Raw genomic sequence first — 19833 nt, 5'->3', positions numbered from 1 at the left:
CAAAAGAATCCCTATATAGCGAGTTTTAATAATGTAAATTGGCGTTGTAATAATGTGCTAACGCTTATTTCAAGCGTGTTTTGGCTGAATAGAAAAAATTTAAAAAGCTGCTATAATTTTTATGTAATTTGCCAATAAATATCTGAGTTTTTTTACTGAATTTTGTTGTTAAATCTGCGGAGATTAAAAACAAGGATAAATACTCTTATTGACATGGTAAGAAAAGTGGGAAGGTTTGTCAAGCCGCTTCTATATACCTGAGCATTGATCATACGGGTTCCATCTGTTATATATAATTTTTTTGAATACGAAGAAAGCTGATGAATGAGTATGATATTACAGTTATAGGTAGCGGTCCTGGTGGTTATATAGCAGCAATTAGAGCGGCGCAGTTCGGATTTAAAACTGCAATTGTTGAAAAGGAAGAAAATTTGGGTGGTATATGCTTAAATTGGGGGTGTATACCAACAAAATCGCTACTTAGAGCATCTGAAATTTATAGGTTAATAACAAGATCAGAAGAATTTGGCATAAAAGTAAAGGATGCAAGTTTTGATATACAATCAATAGTGAAATACTCAAGAAACGTTGTTGATAAATTGTCAAGCGGTGTTGCATATTTGATGAAAAAAAATAACATCAAAGTTCATCAAGGCTTTGGTAAACTTGCAGGTAATCGTACTGTAAAAATTCTTAATGACAAAAAGGAGGAGGAAATTTCTTCCAATCATATCATTTTAGCAACAGGTGTTAGAGCGCGAAATCTACCTGGAATAGAGGCGGATGGAGATTTAATATGGAATGCGCAGCACGCTATGACTCCAAATAAGTTACCAAAATCGCTACTAATCATAGGTTCTGGTGCGATAGGAATAGAATTTGCAAGTTTTTATAGTACTTTGGGGGTTGATGTAACAATTATAGAAGTAAAAGACATTATTTTGCCGCTGGAAGATAAAGACATTTCAAATTTAGTACAAGAGATATTTACAAAACAAGGAATAAAAATATATACGAGCAATAGTGTAAAAACTTTCACTAAAAATAAAGACTCTGTTCAAGTGCAGCTAAGTAGTGGTGATAATAAAGAATTCGATAGAGTAATTGTTGCAGTTGGCGTTCAAGCAAACACTGAAAATATAGGTTTAGAAAATACAAAAATTAAGTTGAGTCCTTCTGGTTTCATTGAAACGAATGAGTGGTATGAAACAAGTGAATCAAGTGTGTATGCAATAGGTGATGTAGCTGGTCCCCCATGTTTAGCGCATAAAGCAAGTCATGAAGCTGTAATCTGTGTTGAGAAAATTGCTGGTAAAAATGCTCATAAGTTAAAAAAAGAGTGCATACCAAATTGCACTTACTCTCATCCGCAAGTAGCAAGCGTTGGCCTTACTGAGGAACAGGCAATAAAAAGTGGATACGATATAAAAGTAGGAAAATTTCACTCCAACTTTAATGGTAAATCTATTGCACTAAGTGAAACTGAAGGTTTAGTGAAAACAATTATAGACAAAAAAACAGGCGAACTTCTTGGAGCTCACATGATAGGAGCGGAAGTAACAGAGTTAATTAGCAATTTCGCTCTTACAAAGCAACTAGAGGGAACAGACTGCGACATAAAATCTACGATTTTTCCTCATCCAACTATTTCGGAAATTATACACGAATCAGTACTTGCTGCAGATGATGAATCGTTAAATAGTTAAGCTAACGATTCATTGTTTTAGAGCTACAATTATCCTGATTAGGCGATTCAATTCTAATAGATTGATTACCAATATCAGATTTTTCTAACTTTTCTTTTAACCCTTCAGCTGCTTCTTTCACTTCAAGCTTTTTTTCCTGATTAAGATCCTCTGGGCTTTTTCTTTTACTGTCTAAACCTTTTTGTCTATCAATATTTTTATTGAGTTGTTCTTGCTGAGGTAGATCAACAACTGAGTTAAAAAGAGCTTTTGTTATGCTTTTTAACAATCCTATAAAACCTCCGCTTCCGCCTTCTCTTTGCTCTTGAGGCTTGTTTTTCACGTTTTTACTGTTGCTGCTTTCAGGCATTTTTAACTCAACTATCATAAAGCTTAATAAAATTTTACATGCAGATTATTAAAAAATGATTAATAATCTATTATCAAATTGCTATTTACAGATGGATATTATTCTAGCAACAGGCGGTACAGGTGGGCATGTTTTTCCAGCTATAACCTTAGCAAAAGCACTAAAGGTACAAGGGCACAATTGTATATTATTCACTGATCAAAAAACCATCAATATAGAAAGTTATATTTTACCATTGTGCAAGCCAAGTGGCAACAAATTGAAGTTTCTCTTTTTGTTAATGTATAGTTGTGTATTAGCACTGTATCAAACAAGAAAATTAAAACCAAAGCTAATCATTGGTTTTGGTAGCTACGCTTCTTTTCCAACTCTTTTTGCAGCAAAGATTTTTTCTATACCTATAATTTTACATGAACAAAATATAGTTTTAGGGAGAGTAAATAGATTCTTTTTCAAGAGTGCAAAATTAATTGCAACTAGCTTTCCAGAGACTAAGTATGCAGAAGGTAGTAAATGCGTTTTTACAGGAAATTTTGTCGATATAGAAGCACAAGGCTATTCTAGAGCTGAAACAGTTTTAAACGTGTTAATAATAGCAGGCAGTCAGGGTGCAAATTTTTTTGATGATGTAGTGAGCAGCGTAATTTGTGATCTACCTGTTGAAGTAAAAGAGAGGATTAGAGTAACGCAGCAATGTACGAAGAAAAATATAAACAAGGTCAAGAGTCTATACAAAAGTGAAGGAATTGATTGTGAGTTAAGTGAGTTTCTCGATGATATGGAAAATAAACTGGCCAATACTCATTTGGTAATTAGCAGAGCGGGGGCAACTTCAATAGCAGAGATTACTCTTGCTGAGCGTCCTGCTGTATATATTCCTTATCCTCACTCAAAAGATAACCATCAATTTTATAATGCAAAACATATTGAAGATTCGGGAGCAGCTGTAATGGTTGAGCAAAATAGTAACGCGAAAAAGAATCTAGGAGAGTTGCTAGTTGATTTATTGCAAAATTGTCAAAAATTGCTTGATATGGCTAATAATACTAAGAAAACAAGAATAAGGAATGGAGTTACTGAATTTATTAAGGCAATAGCTCAAGAACTTAGTTGACGAATTGCTTTTTCTTCAAATGTATCCCATAGTTCTTTTTCTAGTGATTTACTATACAACTTATTGATATAAACTACTCCCGTAGGCGAAGTTGTGTTAATTTCAAGAAGGAAGTCATCTATAATATCAATGCCAACGAATATTAGCCCTCTTTTCTTTAGCTCAGGACCAATTTTATTACATATTTCGTTGTCTCTATCATTCATTTGGGCAGGCTCAAAACTTGCTCCGAGTCTCAAATTTGTTCTGATTTCTCCGCTAGACTTTGGAACTCGCTTCATTACTCCTATTGGCTTTCCATCCAGTAGCAGTATTCTTTTATCTGTATTTATCTTTTTACAAAATGCTTGTGCAATTACAGGACATTCATATTTTGCAATCATGAGATCGACTACCACTTGAATGCTATTTTGGTCTTGTATTCTTATTACGTCATTTCCTCCATAGCTATATAGTGGTTTCAAGATGATATCTTGATAGTCGTGACAAAAATTTCTAATCATCGATATATTTTCAGTGATCAAAGTTGGAAGAATTAGCTCTGGAAATAGTGAAGTAATTAATTTTTCAGGGCAGTTTCTTATTTCTGTTGGATTATTTATTACTAACGCAGTAGTCTTTTCTAAGATATAGGTTGTTGTAATGTACCGCATATCAAATGGTGGATTCTGTCTGATAAATATGATATCCATTTCATTTAGGTTGATTACTACATCCTCTTTTGAAATGAAGCTACAATCATCAACGCTGACTTTCTGAGCAAGGGCAATTGGCTGATTTAACTTGAGTGCTAAATTATTAGGTACATAAACAAAAATTTCGTACCTTCTTCTTTGCGCTTCTTTTATTAATGAAAATGTAGTATCAGCTTCAAAATTTATACTTTCATCCATCTGAAAAGCTACTTTCATTTATCCTCCCTTCCTATTACAATATAATATAGTACCATAAAAGTGTTAATAATGGAGCAAAGTATGGAATTAACAATAGGAAATAATGCACCTGATTTTAGCTTGCCAACAGATTCTGGTGAGATTTTATCACTGAGTGAATTTTTTGATAAAAAAAATGTAGTTCTTTATTTTTATCCTAAAGACGATACTCCGGGCTGCACAATGGAGGCAAAAGGCTTTAGAGACAATATAGAAAATTTCTCTTCTCTTGACACAGTGATAATTGGTGTATCAAAAGATAGCGTTAAGTGCCACGCTAACTTCAAAGCAAAATATTCTCTGCCATTTTCTTTAGTTTCTGATGAAAATGCTGAAATGTTGGAAAAGTATGGTGTTTGGGTAGAGAAAAGTATGTTTGGCAAAAAGTATATGGGAGTAGAGCGTACTACTTTTTTAATAGATAAAAAAGGTAAAGTAGTGAAGATTTGGAAAAATGTAAAAGTGAGTGGACATATTGATGAGGTTTTAGAGGAAGTAAGCAGAATATAAATTAAAGAATGGCTACCCATTGCTATATAAAAAAATTGAAATTACATAATTTCCGTAGTCATTCAAATTTCGAACTGGATTTAGACGATAGATCGGTTGTAATAACTGGTCAAAATGGTATTGGTAAAACTAATATACTTGAAGCAATCTCATTGCTTGCTAAAAGTAATGGCATGAAAAAAGTAAAAATTAGTGAGATGCAAAATAGACTCAGTAATGAAGATTGGGCAGTGCATTATGACTTTTTTAATGGAACATACTTTAACTCAATTGGTATAGGAAAGAATCTTAATAATAAACTAATACAAATTGATGGAAAAACACAATCAAGTTATTCATCTCTGTATAGAATATCCAATGTAATATGGCTCATTCCACAAATGGACTATATTCTTCTTAATTCTCCGAGTGACAGATTAAAATTTTTAGACCGTATCGTCTCACTGTTTGAAGAAAATTACACTTATTGCTATATGAAATACAGGAAAGCTAAACATGAGCGAAGTAAACTGCTTAGAGAGAATATTTTAGACGAAAATTGGCTCTCTAGCCTTGAAAATGTCATGGCTACCAATGCAGTTGATATTTTACGTATGCGTTTGTCTGTTTTAAAAATACTACAGGGCACAATTGATAACCATTCTTGTGAGTTTTTTCCAAAGGCAAGTTTGAAATTTAGCAGTCAGCTAACTTTGAACGATACTGCAGAATATTTTCAGAATCGTCTAAAGGAAAACAGAGAAAAAGACTCATTAACTGGTAGAGTAACCTTTTCTGTACATAATGATAATTTTCGGGTTTTTTGCCAAAAAGGGGACATGCCAATAAATCTTTGTTCTACTGGAGAGCAAAAGCTATTACTGCTTTCTATCATCTTATCTAGTGTAAAAGCAAGGTGTATTCATTACAATAAAACACCTCTTCTTCTGCTTGACGATATAATGTCTCATCTGGATAAAGATTACAGAAAGGTGTTAATTGAGGAGGTGTTAAGCATTCAATGTCAAACTTGGATAACCGATGTAAATCAAGATAATTTCAATAACTATCTTTGCTCTTTCAAGTTTTTTGAATTATCAAGTAAATAAATTTCAAGCGTGCTGTCATACATCAAGCTCATATTCGGTATGTAAATCTCTAATTAAAGCCTCAGCGTGTTTTTTTTGAACAACTATACTGATCTTGATTTCGGACATTGTGACAGCAAGTATTTCTATCTTTTTTTCGCTTAAAACCTTGAGTGTGCGGTACATCACTTCAGTGTTAGACATAACACCAATACCAATTATTGAAATTTTAGCTATATTATTGTTTACGACATAATTTTCATTTTTGTTCAATAACTTTGTCATTAAATCAACATCAAATTTAGAAATCAAAAAGCTTGACCCATGTATCATGTCAACTTTAACGTTTGCTCCTGCTATATCTCTTAAAGTATCCAGAGTATTTGCAAAGTTAGTAAAAGTTACAAGAGCTTCGTGAGTGCTATAAGTTATTCCAGTAATTAAGTATCTTTCCAGTACATCTTTTTCGTGTAGTACTGTAGTGCCTTCTACTTCCTCAAAAGTGGATAACACTTGCACCTTAATATTATGCTTCATTGCAAGTTGTACTGAACGATTATGCAATATTTTAGCACCAGATGACGACATCTCCAATATTTCATTGTAAGAGATAGATTTAAGCTTGCGTGCCCTTGGAACAATTTTTGGGTCTGCTGTATATATTCCGTCAATATCAGTAAAAATTTCACAAGTCCTAATACCAAAGACTACAGCAAAGGCAATTGCTGAGATGTCAGATCCTCCTCTACCAAAAGTAGTGATTCTATCATCGTATATACCCTGAAAACCAGCAATGATTGCAGCAGTATAACCCTCAGCAAAAGATCTTTTTACATGGTCAATTTTTATCTTTTTTATTTTAGACTCAGAATAAAAATTATCCGTTAGAATTGGTAACTGCCAGGCGAGCCATGATTTAGCATTAACTCCAACAGACAGAAGAGTGATAGCTAATAACCCGCAAGAGACTTGTTCTCCTGCTGAAAGCAGGACATCATACTCTGATAACTCTTGTCTACAATTTAAATTTGAAATTTGCCTGGCTTGAAAAGCCATTTGGTCAGTGAATCCTGCAGCAGCAGATACAACAGCAATTACATTATAACCTTTTTCAATATCGTTTTTTATTAGATTTGCAACTCGATTTAAGTCAGTTAGCGAAGTACCACCAAATTTTTTTATTATTATTTTGTTCATAGTTACAATAAGGTCAATTTCACCTTTCTAGAGAGTATAGTTGCTTAATTAAATGTGTTTTTCTGGTCACTAATTAAAGTGATAGAGGATTATTCATCTTTATCACTACCAAGGTCTTTTAACATACTGTAGTTGCCTTTTCTAAATTTACCTTTTAAAGATGTAACTCCGCTCTCGCTAATACCACTTAAACTTAATGCTGCTCCACCTAGCTGCAATCCAATTTCAGACGTTTCGGGAATAACTTTACTAGCCCCTAGATCTTTATAAACCTCCACATTATTCAAATCTGGTAAACGTATTATAATATTTACATGCGGGAAGTTTGTTGCAACTAGAGAAACTATTTTCTTTATAGTGACTTCGTTCTTTATTGAAACCACAAGAGCTTGAGCTCTTTCTATTCCTACTGATTTTAAAATTTCATATCTTGTAGCATCTCCAAGATATATAGGGAAACTGTCATTTTTTCCTTCTTTCACTATTTTTGATTGAATATCTACAACAACATAACTTAAATGCTCCGCAGTAAGCATTTTCGTTACCATATATCCCACTCTACCAAACCCAGCAACTATTACGTGGTTATAAAGATCTTGTGTGTCTGTTTCGATTGCTTCATCGTCTAGTATTATTTTTTCAGTGCTAAATGAATTTGCTATCCAGTCTCCAATTCCCGATAAAAGAGGTGTAAAAGCCATAGTTACTGTAGTTACCATCATAAGCACTTGAGCGATTTCACTTGATAGTACATCTAATTCATCTGCTAAACGGAATAAAATAAATGCAAATTCACCGCCTTGTGCAAGCAGTAATCCAGCTTGTATTGCAGGTGCACTTCTAAATCCAAAAAATCTACACAATGTATATATAATGGACGTCTTTAAAACGATAAGGATAATTGATAATAAAGTAACGAGTGGTAACTTATTGAGTAAAAGGTCAATATCAATAGACATGCCAACAGTCATAAAGAATAAACCAAGAAATAAGTCTTTAAATGGCAATACTGCATGTTCTACCGAATTCCTGTGTTCTGTTTCTGCAACTAGTAACCCAGCAACAAATGCGCCTAATGCCATTGATAAATGAAATTGTTCAGTAATAAATGCTGATCCTAATATTATCAGAAGTGTTGTTGATATAAAGATTTCATTACTCTCCATTTTGGCAATAACCGAAAACAATGGCCTCAGTAATAACCTACCAGTTACAAATATCAACACCAATGCAATAGCTGCTTGCACTAATGAGCCTGCCAACGAGCTTATTAAGCTGTGTTCAGAATTGCCAGTAAGCAGGGGCACTAGTACTATTAGAGGTACCACTGCAAAGTCCTGCATTAGTAGCACTGCTATTGACAATCTACCAACTTGGCTTGCTTGAGAACCCTTTTCTTGCAGAACCTGCAACACTATTGCTGTTGAGGATAGTGCAAGTCCACCACCAATAACTGCTGCCATGTTTGTATTTACTCCAAAGGCAAGAGCAATGCACCATATTGCTATCATGGTAACTATAACTTGAAGGGAACCAAACCCAAACACATGCCTACGCATAGCGATAAGGCGTTCAAATGTCAATTCAAGACCTATAATGAACAATAGGAAAACTACGCCAAACTCTGCAAAGTTATCCATTACTTCAACTGAATGTATCAGATTAAATCCATGAGAACCAATCAATGCACCTGCAACAAAGTAACCAAGTACTGGGCTAATATTCATTTTCCAAAACGCTATGACTATAAACACAGCAGCAGAGAGTAAAATTATAATATCAAACAAATGCTGAGAGCCGCTGTGCATAATATTTAACCTGTAGAATTAGACCATTTTATTGAACAACCAATGCTTGATTTTTGGTCAACTGGAGGATTGCTAGTTTCTGCAATAAATTTCATGGCTTGAAATAAATCACTACTTCCTACTTCGTAATTTTGAACTTTCTCTTTTTTTGTGTTGTTAAAACGCCCTCGATAGCAGAGGGCTAGTTTGGAATTAAAGCCAAAAAAATCAGGGGTACAAACAGCACCATACTCTTTAGCTACTTCTTGGTTATTGTCAATCAAATATGGAAATGTAAACTTATTTTCCTTGGCAAAATTAATCATGTTTTCAAAGGAGTCTTCTGGGTACTCATTTACATCATTTGGCATGATTGCAACGGTGTTTACCTGATAATCTTTTTTCAACAAATTAACATCGCTTACTAGATTGCTAATAATTGATTGAACGTAAGGACAGTGATTGCATATAAACATTACAATGAGACCATTTTCCCCATAGCAGTCACTTAATGTATAATATTTGTTATCCACTCCCAGGAGATTGAAATTCTTTGCAGTAAAGTCTAAATCTATCTTAGGAGTGTCTAGCGTAACCATAGCTCATAGAGAATTGTATACCATAATTTATGATCTTATTGCTTAAATGTCAAATGGTTTCTATGTACACTGTTTGCATTTAGCATTGTAATTATAAAATTTATGTTCATAACCTTCGAAGGAATAGATGGTTCTGGTAAAACAACACAGTCTGAGTTACTTGCAAATTATTTCAAGCAAATTCACGGTGAAAATAATGTCGTATTGACTAGAGAACCAGGTGGTACTGATTTTGCAGAAAAAATAAGAGGATTACTACTTAAGGATAATATTGATCCTATTTCTGAACTCTTGCTGCTTATCTCGATGAGGCACGAACATATGAAAAAATTAATATTGCCAGCTCTTAAAGAGGGAAAGACAGTTATTTGTGATCGATTTATCGATTCAACTATTGCGTATCAAGGGTATGGACTAGGTGTTGACTTGAGTCTAATAAGAGACTTACACAAATTAGTGGAAATTAAATATCCAGATATCACATTTATTTTAGATATTGATGTTCAAGTTGGACTCAGCAGAGCAAAGGATAAAAATAAGTATGAAGAAATGAGCATTGATTTCTATCATAAAATTCGAAAAGGATTTCAAGAAATAGCTATAAAAGAATCTAATAGATGTAATGTTATTACTGGAATTGAAAAAAAAAGTGATAATCATGTACACAATGAAATTATTGATATTGCAAAGACTTAGCTATACGTATTGAACTTTTGCTAACCTAAACAGTTACTGCATTAACCTGTGGTAAAAAATTATCAATTTTAGGTGACGTTATTTCATACGAAAGACTCTCTTTTTGATTAGCTAAAAAACTTTGTATTTCATTTTTAGGTTTTTCACTTATTGTTCTATATATTCTTGCGCGATTAATTAGCTCATTTCTACTATTCTTATTGCTTACTTCAGTTATGGTAAAAAATTGATCAAAGTGATTTAACAGATCCTCGTCTTTTATCGAGGATGCAACGCTATCAATTTCTCTTACATATAAAGCAAGTTTGTGCGCTTTGCTACGATCCTCAAAACAAAAGTACTTTACAAAACTTATTTTTTGTAATATCTCTTGTTTCTGCTAGCAAAAATCCGATTCTGTCTTGGCAATGCACTCTCTTAACTGACTCAGCAGATACCGAGAACATTTTCTCTACAGACTTTTTCTCACAACCAAAAAGAAACGTACAATATCCCATAGACAGAGTCAAGAGAAGGAATATAGCTGGAAGCAAGAATGGAGCAAGTAGATTTTGTGATTCAGGAAAGATAAACCAGACGGCAGTTGCTGCTGACACAGCTAAAAATAATCCTGACATAACGAGTTTTATTTTTCTTCTGTATCCGTTATCAATAACTGTATTTATGCCAATAAAAGCTACATCAACCATTGCTCATACCTCACTAAAAGTAATATTAGCTTAATAATAGCATTGTTGTGATAAGAAATCAATACTATGAATATTTTAATTAATTTATAAAATCATCCAACCAAATAGAAAAAAGGCAAAAGAAGTCCCGAATAGCGAGTTTTAATAATTTAAATTGATAATGTACTAACAAGCGTGATTTGGCTAAATGTAGAAAAAATAAAAAAGACATGCAGCCACTATAATTTAATGTAATTCACCAATAAATACCTTAAGTTTTTTACTGAATGTTGCGATTGAGCCTACAGGTCAAAAACAAGCTTTGGGTCAGAAATACCATTGCTATTATAATAAGAGAAATCGCGATGTTTGTACAATTGAAAGATGGTTGCGGGAGTAGGATTTGAACCTACGACCTTCAGGTTATGAGCCTGACGAGCTACCGAGCTGCTCCATCCCGCGTCGTTGCTTATTTATTATTATATGCGTAATAATAATAAATAAAAGAATAAAATCACACTATTACATATATTTATATATCTATTAACCTTTCTTAACATGATAGTAAATTATATACATAACAATCTGTGCAATGAAAAATATAACTTGATATTGTGGTTCCCTGTTTTTCAGTGTGCAGGAATTTTAACCTATTTCTCATTAAATTTTGAACCAAGCTGTGCTTTCACCTATACTAATTCTGATTGCAATATTATACAGGAAATACGCAATATTATGCATTTCTTTAATTGCAGTGCTCATAGGATTTACAGCCAGCAAATTCAGAACAGATTCAGTTAATACTCACATTCTTGATAAGGAAAGGTATGTGAAAGATATTGTTGCTACAGTGAAGGATATTAATAACAAGGGCTCGTATGAGCAATTTTTGCTTTATGAAATAAAAAACACGAAGTTCAAGCTGGATAACATCAGAATATCAGTTAGAACCAAAGCGGAAGAAGGCATTAAAATAGGGGATCAAGTAAAATTATCAGCAAAACTCTTTCCTCCAAAATTGCGCCTTCGGAATATGCATATGATTTTGCAAGAATAGCATATTATCAGAAAATAAGTGCAACAGGCTTTGCAACAAGCAAAATAGTCCTGTACAAAAAGGCTGAAGCAAGAAAATTTCAAGAGTATATAGAATCTTTCCGTCAATATATCTATGAAAACCTACAGCAAAATACCAAAAAGCCACACGCGGACATAATCTCTGCATTATTAATTGGCAAAAAAGACGGGATAGATCAAAAAACTATGAATGCGACACGAGATTCAGGTATAGCACATTTATTCGCTATATCTGGTTTACATTTATCGTTTGTTGCTGGTCTATTTTTTATAGTATTCCGTAATTTATTTGCAATATCTGAAACTTTGACTCTTAAATATAACACTAAAAAAATATCTGCATTCTTTACTATCTTGCCAACTACCTTTTATTTGTTGATTACCGGTATGCAAATTTCTGCTCAGCGTGCCTACATCATGGTGATCTTGGTACTTGTTGCAATAATCATAGAAAGGAAATATCGAGGATTAATAGCAATTGCGTTTGCTGCTTCAGTGATACTCATAGTGGAGCCAGAAGCAATCTTAAAGCCAGGTTTTCAAATGTCATTTTCTGCTGTTTTGGCACTAGTTGCCAGCTATCAGATCAATGCTAATAAGTTATTCAAAATAAAAATAATAAAATATTTTGTGTCGATAATGATCAGCTCAATAATAGCAAGTTTAGCAACTGTTCCGTACACAATATACAATTTTAACTATTTTTCAATCAGTGGCATTATCACAAATTTGATTGCTATACCAATAGTTACACTCATTATTATTCCACTTGGAATAATCTATGTTTTATTGATTCCTTTAGGTACTCAGTGGATTATAACGCCTCTCATGGAACGCCCAATTGACAGCGTTTTATATATAACAAACGCAATTGCCAGTCTTCAGTATTTGGTTATTCCTATTCGCACTTTTCCTGCCTCATTAATTATTATAATAACGCTTGGGCTATTATGGTTATGCTTGTGGGAAAGGAATTGGCGTTTCTTTGGAATTTTCTTTATTGTGCTAGGTATTTTCTCTAGCGCTATGTATACAACTCCTGACATTCTAGTCAGTGCTGATAATCTTGCTGTAAAAGAAGATGACAATTTACTATATTCCCTTACTAGAAAAAACAGAAATTTTGTTGTCAAAACGTGGGCAAAGCAAAACGGGCAGAATCAAATTGTGAATCATACTAAATTCAGTAATTCAAACAAAAGGCTAAAATGTAATGATTATGACTGCATATATAATAAAGGAAATAATAAGTCAGTGTTGCTAGCTCAAAAAAGAGAAGATATTTTAGAAAATTGTAACAATGTCGATCTAGTAATTCAGTTAAGCAAGTTTAACTATCCAGCTTGCAATACTAAAATCATCAAATACTCTGACTTAGAGGCATATGGCACACACTCTGTTTGGCTAGCAAATAGTGGCATAAAGGTTAGCAAAGTCCGTTCTAATCGTCCTTGGCATAAGCCAAAAACTTGTTTTTAAAGTATCATTTATATATAATTACTTAATTAGGATGCAAGGAAATTTATGCCTTTAGATACAACAAATCCTTTCAATGTTAAAGTAGATCATAATTTTGCCAAAATAGATGATGCTATTGGTTTTTTTCCTAGGTTATGGCGTGCAACAAAGAAATATTCTGTAAGTAACACTCTACCTATAGCAGCTGTAAATACTTGGCTTCAATTTTCTTTGGCTTATGTAGCTGCAATAATAATAACTAGTAATAATTTTAGCTTTATTACAGATATTTTTAACCCAACATTCATGCCAATTTACACTTTGGTTTCTGTTATTCTTTTAACAACTTTTGTAGCCTCTTCTGCTATGAGATATATGCATAAGCAGAAGATAAAAGAAGGAAAAAAGCCGATAGAGGAATTAATAAATGATAAAATTAGAGGTGGCAAAGACAACGAGATAAGTGAAATCGCTGAAAATGCTCTGAAAATAGAGATAAAACCAAATTTAAGTTTTATAAGTCACAAAAAAGCAAGCTTTTCAATAATTTTGCCAATCTCTGAAAATCAAAAAAAAATATTAGATGATCAAAGACAAGAGAATAAGAATAAGGCCATTTTTCTTGCCATACCATATGTAGTTAGTGCTGCAATCATAGTTGGTGCGTTAATACAAAATAGATTTAGCTTTGCCAATGTTCAGGATTTGGAATGGGCCATAGTTGCACTGGCTAGTATCATTGCTATTGTTGGGATATGTATAACATTCAGCAAGCTAAAAAAAAATGAGATAAACAATAATCATAATATTGTTAAAAAGTTTAACAATTTGGATATTCTCTTTCCATTCAGAAGAGGTGGGGTTGTATCGGTAATGGAAGAAAAGACAAAAGATGAGAAAGAAAATGATTCTATATCTCGATTGATAAAATTACTTGATAAGCACTTAGGTGAAGTTACAGATCTACTTGATAATAGTATTCTAAAACCTGCAAATGATGAAATTCAAAAAACGCTTGCTCATCTACGAGGAGTCAGAGAAGACATCAAAGAAGATTTGGATGAGTTGCACAAGGAAATCTCGCCCATTTTAAGTGAAGCTAAAGGGCTGGCAGAAAGAGCAAATACACTAGATATCGAAAGTACTTTTTCCAATCTACAAAATGCTATCAAGATAGTGGAAGACAAGGCAGAAAGCTTAAAGTTAGGAAGATTTGGTGTACCCTATTTTGATACAACACAGTCTGGTCAAAATGGACATGAAAATGTTAATAATCAGACGGAAGGTGATATCAATCAACTCCTTGGCATGTTGAAAAAATTTAGAGAAGAAGTAGATGAGTTGAAAAAAGCATATGAAGAATTAAAGAAATCTCTAGAAGAAAGAAAAAATAAACAAACTCAATCAAATGGACCTAATAGCAGTGAAAGCAGTATTACTGCTACTCCTCTTGACAAACAGAAAGATGAAGAGAAAAAAGCAATAGAAAAACATAGATTATTAAAATCAAAAAAAAGGATGAAAGAGCTGGAGCAAGAAAATGCAAAATTGGAAAAAGAATTATCTGAACAAGAAAAAATGGATGAATGGAGAAAAAAAGTTAACGGTAAAGCAAGTGACTTTCTATATTATTTATTAGAGTCTATTAAGCTAGAAGAAAAAGATAAAAAAGAAGAAAAGAGGGAGTTAACGCTACGGGATTTTGATAATAAAATAATAATTTACTGGAAAGATGGCTCTCAAACAATTTGCCATATTAAAAAACAAGACGGCCTTCAAATTCAACCTAGTACAAAAGTTGATTTTGTGAATCCAGATGTTCATGCAGCATTCAAAGTAGCTTGCGCAGGGTAGTGACCATAGATATAACCTTAAATGTTAATAGTGACGAAAAAAAAATTAAGGCTAGATACTTACATAGCTAAAAAGTGTAACATATCACGCAGTAAAGCACAAAGATTGATACAAGATGAGCGGGTAACATTACTTGGCACGCCGATAATTAATAATGACCACATAGTAAAACCAGGTGAAGAGTATATAGTACATCTCGTTCAACCTGACATATCCACATCAATTGAACCTAACTATAATATAAAGCTTGATATCATCTACGAAGATGGGGACATTATAGTGCTGAGTAAACAAAGTAGATTAACAGTACACCCAGGTGCTGGAACAAACAATGATACACTCCTGAATGCAGTGATCGCTCACCTTGGCAAAATTCCATATACAAATACAAGACCAGGAATTGTTCACAGGCTTGATAAAGATACTAGTGGACTCATGGTAATTGCAAAAAATGAACAATCCCACAGCTTCTTGTCTGAACTGCTATCAAATCGTAAAATAAAACGGGAATACTTAGCAGTAATTTGGGGAGCATTACCTAATCTGCAAGGAACAGTAAAAACCCATATTGCTCCAAAACGCAGTAATAAAGAAATGATGTGTGTCACAAAAACAGCAGGTAAATTAGCAATCACTCATTATTCAGTGAAGAAAATTATAGGGCAAGCAAGCCTGGTTAAATGTACTTTAGAGACAGGCAGAACACACCAAATTCGAGTACAAATGAGCCACATAGGACATTCTGTAGTTGGTGATCAAGTTTACGGAAAAAATAGTAGTAAAAGTGAAAAACATGCTAAAAACTCTGACTTTATCCGTAATTTCAATAGACAGGCACTACATGCTCACACGCTAGGCTTATATCATCCAAAAAGTAAAGAATATATAGAATTTGTTTCTGATTTACCACAAGACATGCAAGTCTTAATCGGTGAATTTGAAAATATATCTTAACAACATTCATATCAATATTATCATCCATGTTATCAAGAAGTTAATTAATGAGAGAAAAACTGCTGCACTACCTAGATCTTTCACTTTTTTTGAAAGTGTATGTTGTTCACTGGAAATACCCTCAATTGTTGTTTCAAAAGCAGTGTTAATAATTTCTACAATTAACACCAAAAATAGGCTACTTACCATTACTGCACGTTCTAAATTACTTACATCTAAAACAAACAAAGTTGAAACACATATTATAAAAAGCAGTAACTCCTGTCTGAACGCAACTTCTGATACAAAAGCTGATTTTATTCCTTCACAGGAGTATTGAATTGCTTTTATTAGACGAGTAATGCTTTTCTTCATTATCAATTTTGGAAACTCAATGAATTACACTTATTGCACTCAGGTAAAAAATGCATGAAAACACCTTTCAGTCGTGATCACTTACAAAGATTTTTAAGTTAAAGTCTAGCATATTGTTTGAATCAAGAAAATTAGTACAAAGCCTTTCAACAAACGCTCAAGGCAGTTATATATTGATACTGACACAAAAATCCTTTAATTAAATTTCTCTCGCCTTAGCTTACACGATCCTCATTTTGAAATAAGTAATAATTTATTATAGTCTTGATATTTAAACATTTTGTATCTGCTGTAATGATTTCACTTCCAATTTGCTATTCTTTACATATTGAATTGCAAGCGCTAACGCTTTACTCCCAGAAGCTGTGGTGCTATAAGCTATATTTTGCAAAATAGCAGTTCTCCTGATATCTTTGCTATCTGAGACTGATTTCACACCTTTTGAAGTATTGATTACTAGATTTATTTTTCCATCTTTGAGCATATCAACTATGTGGGGTCTGCCTTCTCTCACTTTATTTACAGCTTTTGCAGCAATGCCGTTATTGTTCAGATGCAAAGCTGTGCCTTTGGTGGCATATATTTCAAAACTCAGTTCTTTCAACATTCGTACAACAGGCAATATATACTCTTTATCATCATCTTTTACTGAAACCAGAGCTGTTCCTTCTGTTGGTAACTTGTATCCTGCAGCCATGTGCACTTTTGCAAGTGCAGCTCCGAAAGATAAGTCAATTCCCATCACTTCTCCTGTTGATTTCATTTCAGGACCAAGTAAAGTGTCAATTCCCGAAAAACGCGTAAATGGAAAAACAGCAGCTTTAACTGCAAAATGATTGAAAGGCTTGTTTTCCTGATTCAATTTTTTACCCAAAATAACCTGAGTGGCAAGCTTTGCAATAGGAATATTGATTACCTTGGAAATAAAAGGAACTGTACGGCTAGCCCTTAAATTCACTTCAAGTATGTATACATCACTCTCTTGAACAGCAAACTGAATGTTTATCAGACCTTTCACTTCTAGTGCAAGAGCTATTCTTTCAGTTTGGAGCTCGATCTCTTTTATTACTTCGTCACTCAATGTATTTGTCGGTATTGAGCATGTTGAATCGCCAGAGTGGATACCAGCTTCTTCAATGTGCTCCATGACCGCTGCAATGAAAACTTTTTTCCCATCACATACAGCATCAACGTCAACCTCAACTGCATTGACTAAAAATTTATCAAGAAGCAGTGACCCGTGTTCAAAAATTTTGGTTTGATTCAAGACATACTCTTTAAAGCTCTGAGTATCGTGTCTAATCGACATAGACTGACCGCCGAGGACATATGATGGCCTAACTACTAGTGGAAACCCCACCTTTTCTGCGTTGGTTAACGCTTCTTTTACTGAATGGCAGATAGAACTTTCAGGTTGTTTTAAATTAAGTTGCAAAGCAAGGTTTTTAAATCTCATGCGATCTTCTGCAAGGTCAATAGAATCAAACGAAGTTCCCAGAATTTTGAAACCTCTCTCGTTAAGCACTTTGGCTAACTTTAAAGGTGTTTGACCACCTATTTGAACTATTACACCAACCAGTGTGCCATTTTCTTGCTCTTTGCTTAGTATTTCAAGCACATCCTCTGCAATCAGTGGGGCAAAATATAAACGATCAGCGGTATCATAATCAGTTGAAACGGTTTCCGGATTACAGTTAATCATTATTGTTTCATACCCCATTTCTTTGGCGGCAGAAGCTGCATGTACGCATGCATAATCAAACTCAATACCTTGACCAATGCGATTTGGACCACTTCCTAAAATGACAACTTTTTTTCGATCCGAAATATTCGCCTCACATTCCGTTTTATTTTCAACATCACCCTCATAGCAGCCATACATATAAGCAGTGCTCGATTCAAATTCAGCTGCACAAGTATCTACACGTTTATAAACTGGATTAACACCAAATTTTTTTCTCATTGCTTCAATCTGTTCTACTTTCTTATTGCTTAATTTTGCCAATCTTGCATCTGAAAACCCCATTTTTTTCAGCTCTAACATTTCATATGCAGTCTCAGGAAGGCCGTTTTCCTTGATTTTTTGTTCAGCTAATATAATTTGCTGTATATTCTGCAAAGACCATAAGTCATATCCTGTAATCGAATTTATTTCTTCTATGCTAATTCCGTGACGCATTGCGTCAGCAGCAATCAGTAATCTGTTTGGTAGCAATTTTGCTAATTGAGATTTTACGTGATCAATATCAATGTTCTCAGGAAATACTTCATCAAGTCCTGTAAGACCAGTTTCAAGTGAACGAAAAGCTTTCTGCAGTGACTCATTAAAAGTGCGGCCTATAGACATCACTTCCCCCACTGATTTCATGGAAGTTGATAGTTCACAATTCGTCCCCTTAAACTTCTCAAATTCAAAACGAGGAATTTTAGTGACGATATAATCAATCACTGGTTCAAATGCAGCAGGTATAACTGGAGCGCAATCATTACGTATCTCATCGAGTGAATAGCCGATAGCAAGTTTAGTTACAACTTTTGCAATAGGATAACCTGTTGCTTTTGAAGCAAGTGCAGAAGAGCGAGAAACCCTTGGATTCATTTCAATCACAACGAGGCTTTCATCTTCTTTAGGATTCACTGCAAACTGAACATTTGCACCACCGGCACTAACATCAATTTCTCTTAGCACTGCTATAGATGCATTTCTCATCTGTTGGTATTCTACGTCACGCAGAGTCAAAGCAGGAGCAACCGTGATACTATCTCCGGTGTGCACTCCCATTGGATCAATATTTTCTATCGAACAGACTATTATGCAGTTATCTTTACAATCACGGATAACTTCCATTTCATATTCTTTCCAGCCGATAATTGATTCATCTATCTGAACTTCATTTATTGGCGAAATTTTGAGAGCACTTTCTGCGATATTGAAAAACTCCTCTTTATTATATGCTATGCCACTACCTGCGCCACCAAGAGTGAATGATGAACGAATGATTGCTGGTAATCCAACGTAATCCAAAGCCTTTTTTATTTGTTCTTGATTTTTTATAATGATACTTTTGGGGTATTTCAGTCCTATTCTATCCATGGACTGACGGAATAACTCTCTATCCTCTGCTTTTTTTATTGCTTCTCTATTTACCCCTATTAATTCTACATTGTATTTGTCTAACACTCCATCATCTGCAAGTTTTATTGCACAATTAAGTGCTGTTTGCCCGCCCATTGTTGGCAATATTGCATCTGGTCTCTCCTTAATTATAATTTTCTCTATGATTTCAGGTAGCACCGGCTCAATATAAGTTGCATCAGAGAATTCAGGATCTGTCATTATAGTTGCGGGGTTGGAGTTAACTAAAATGACTTTATAACCTTCACTTTTTAATACTTTACAGCTTTGCGTTCCAGAATAATCAAACTCGCATGCCTGACCTATAACTATTGGGCCTGCTCCTATTACTAATATAGATTCTATATCTGTGCGTTTCGGCATAATTACAATAAC

General features: G+C 33.9%; 17 protein-coding genes and 1 tRNA gene. 9 read left to right on the top strand and 9 right to left on the bottom strand.

Annotation, left to right across the window (positions count from 1 at the left end; translation table 11 throughout):
- Positions 1–320 precede the first annotated feature (320 nt).
- Entirely contained in the window at positions 321–1706 is a 1386-nt protein-coding gene (gene lpdA, locus ABWU52_RS01200; RefSeq protein WP_353277143.1) for a dihydrolipoyl dehydrogenase, read from the top strand.
- A gap of 1 nt (position 1707) precedes the next feature.
- Here lpdA and ABWU52_RS01195 read toward each other — a convergent pair whose 3' ends face one another.
- Complete coding sequence (locus ABWU52_RS01195; protein WP_353277141.1) at positions 1708–2073, bottom strand: hypothetical protein; 366 nt, start codon at positions 2071–2073, stop codon at positions 1708–1710.
- 73 nt (positions 2074–2146) lie between these two features.
- Between ABWU52_RS01195 and ABWU52_RS01190 the strand changes: the two genes are divergently transcribed.
- A complete protein-coding gene (locus ABWU52_RS01190; RefSeq protein WP_353277674.1) occupies positions 2147–3169 on the top strand; it encodes a UDP-N-acetylglucosamine--N-acetylmuramyl-(pentapeptide) pyrophosphoryl-undecaprenol N-acetylglucosamine transferase in 1023 nt (340 codons plus the stop codon).
- On the opposite strand, the gene gshB is transcribed toward ABWU52_RS01190, so the two are convergent.
- Positions 3154–4080, bottom strand: a complete 927-nt coding sequence (gshB, locus tag ABWU52_RS01185; protein ID WP_353277139.1) for a glutathione synthase — start codon at positions 4078–4080, stop codon at positions 3154–3156. The genes ABWU52_RS01190 and gshB overlap by 16 nt on opposite strands.
- Positions 4081–4143: 63 nt before the next feature.
- Here gshB and bcp point away from each other — a divergent pair, with 63 nt between their 5' ends.
- Together bcp and recF are read left to right on the top strand one after the other, a co-directional pair.
- Positions 4144–4611 carry a thioredoxin-dependent thiol peroxidase gene (gene bcp / locus ABWU52_RS01180; RefSeq protein ID WP_353277137.1) on the top strand — a complete coding sequence of 156 codons (468 nt, stop codon included), beginning with the start codon at positions 4144–4146 and terminating at the stop codon, positions 4609–4611.
- 8 nt (positions 4612–4619) lie between these two features.
- Complete coding sequence (gene recF, locus ABWU52_RS01175) at positions 4620–5699, top strand: DNA replication/repair protein RecF (RefSeq protein ID WP_353277135.1); 1080 nt, start codon at positions 4620–4622, stop codon at positions 5697–5699.
- A gap of 15 nt (positions 5700–5714) precedes the next feature.
- Here the strand turns inward: recF and ABWU52_RS01170 are convergent, their stop codons facing one another.
- The 3 genes from ABWU52_RS01170 to ABWU52_RS01160 all read right to left on the bottom strand — a co-directional run bounded on the left by ABWU52_RS01170 (position 5715) and on the right by ABWU52_RS01160 (position 9261).
- Positions 5715–6875: an aspartate kinase gene (locus ABWU52_RS01170; RefSeq protein ID WP_211907664.1), complete on the bottom strand. Its 1161-nt coding sequence runs from the start codon at positions 6873–6875 to the stop codon at positions 5715–5717.
- Positions 6876–6964: 89 nt separating this feature from the next.
- Positions 6965–8683 (bottom strand): monovalent cation:proton antiporter-2 (CPA2) family protein, encoded by a 1719-nt coding sequence (locus tag ABWU52_RS01165; protein WP_064085907.1) that lies wholly within the window; start codon positions 8681–8683, stop codon positions 6965–6967.
- A 5-nt stretch (positions 8684–8688) separates the two neighbouring features.
- A complete protein-coding gene (locus tag ABWU52_RS01160) occupies positions 8689–9261 on the bottom strand; it encodes a thioredoxin family protein (protein ID WP_139686726.1) in 573 nt (190 codons plus the stop codon).
- 102 nt (positions 9262–9363) lie between these two features.
- Between ABWU52_RS01160 and tmk the strand changes: the two genes are divergently transcribed.
- Positions 9364–9957: a dTMP kinase gene (gene tmk, locus ABWU52_RS01155; protein WP_010403811.1), complete on the top strand. Its 594-nt coding sequence runs from the start codon at positions 9364–9366 to the stop codon at positions 9955–9957.
- 326 nt (positions 9958–10283) lie between these two features.
- Here the strand turns inward: tmk and ABWU52_RS01150 are convergent, their stop codons facing one another.
- Both ABWU52_RS01150 and ABWU52_RS01145 read right to left on the bottom strand, forming a co-directional pair.
- A complete protein-coding gene (locus tag ABWU52_RS01150; protein ID WP_353277132.1) occupies positions 10284–10646 on the bottom strand; it encodes a hypothetical protein in 363 nt (120 codons plus the stop codon).
- Between the two features lie 364 nt (positions 10647–11010).
- Positions 11011–11087, bottom strand: a tRNA-Met gene (locus ABWU52_RS01145).
- Between the two features lie 217 nt (positions 11088–11304).
- On the opposite strand from ABWU52_RS01145, the gene ABWU52_RS01140 reads away from it, so the two are divergent.
- The 4 genes from ABWU52_RS01140 to ABWU52_RS01125 all read left to right on the top strand — a co-directional run bounded on the left by ABWU52_RS01140 (position 11305) and on the right by ABWU52_RS01125 (position 15968).
- Complete coding sequence (locus ABWU52_RS01140) at positions 11305–11682, top strand: DUF4131 domain-containing protein (protein WP_353277130.1); 378 nt, start codon at positions 11305–11307, stop codon at positions 11680–11682.
- 206 nt (positions 11683–11888) lie between these two features.
- A complete protein-coding gene (locus ABWU52_RS01135; RefSeq protein ID WP_353277129.1) occupies positions 11889–13181 on the top strand; it encodes a ComEC/Rec2 family competence protein in 1293 nt (430 codons plus the stop codon).
- A 45-nt stretch (positions 13182–13226) separates the two neighbouring features.
- On the top strand, positions 13227–15014 hold the full coding sequence (locus tag ABWU52_RS01130; RefSeq protein WP_353277128.1) for a hypothetical protein: 1788 nt from the start codon (positions 13227–13229) through the stop codon (positions 15012–15014).
- An 81-nt stretch (positions 15015–15095) separates the two neighbouring features.
- Positions 15096–15968, top strand: coding sequence for an RluA family pseudouridine synthase (locus ABWU52_RS01125; RefSeq protein WP_353277672.1), 873 nt, complete (start codon positions 15096–15098; stop codon positions 15966–15968).
- A gap of 6 nt (positions 15969–15974) precedes the next feature.
- On the opposite strand, the gene ABWU52_RS01120 is transcribed toward ABWU52_RS01125, so the two are convergent.
- Both ABWU52_RS01120 and carB read right to left on the bottom strand, forming a co-directional pair.
- A complete protein-coding gene (locus ABWU52_RS01120) occupies positions 15975–16322 on the bottom strand; it encodes a diacylglycerol kinase (protein ID WP_353277126.1) in 348 nt (115 codons plus the stop codon).
- Between the two features lie 271 nt (positions 16323–16593).
- Entirely contained in the window at positions 16594–19821 is a 3228-nt protein-coding gene (gene carB, locus ABWU52_RS01115) for a carbamoyl-phosphate synthase large subunit (RefSeq protein WP_353277125.1), read from the bottom strand.
- Between the last annotated feature and the right edge of the window lie 12 nt (positions 19822–19833).

Source organism: Wolbachia endosymbiont (group B) of Villa cingulata (assembly GCF_964028285.1).
Classification (GTDB): Bacteria; Pseudomonadota; Alphaproteobacteria; order Rickettsiales; family Anaplasmataceae; genus Wolbachia.
The sequence above is the reverse complement of the archived record's forward strand: the minus strand, read 5'-3'. Positions and strand labels throughout refer to the sequence as shown.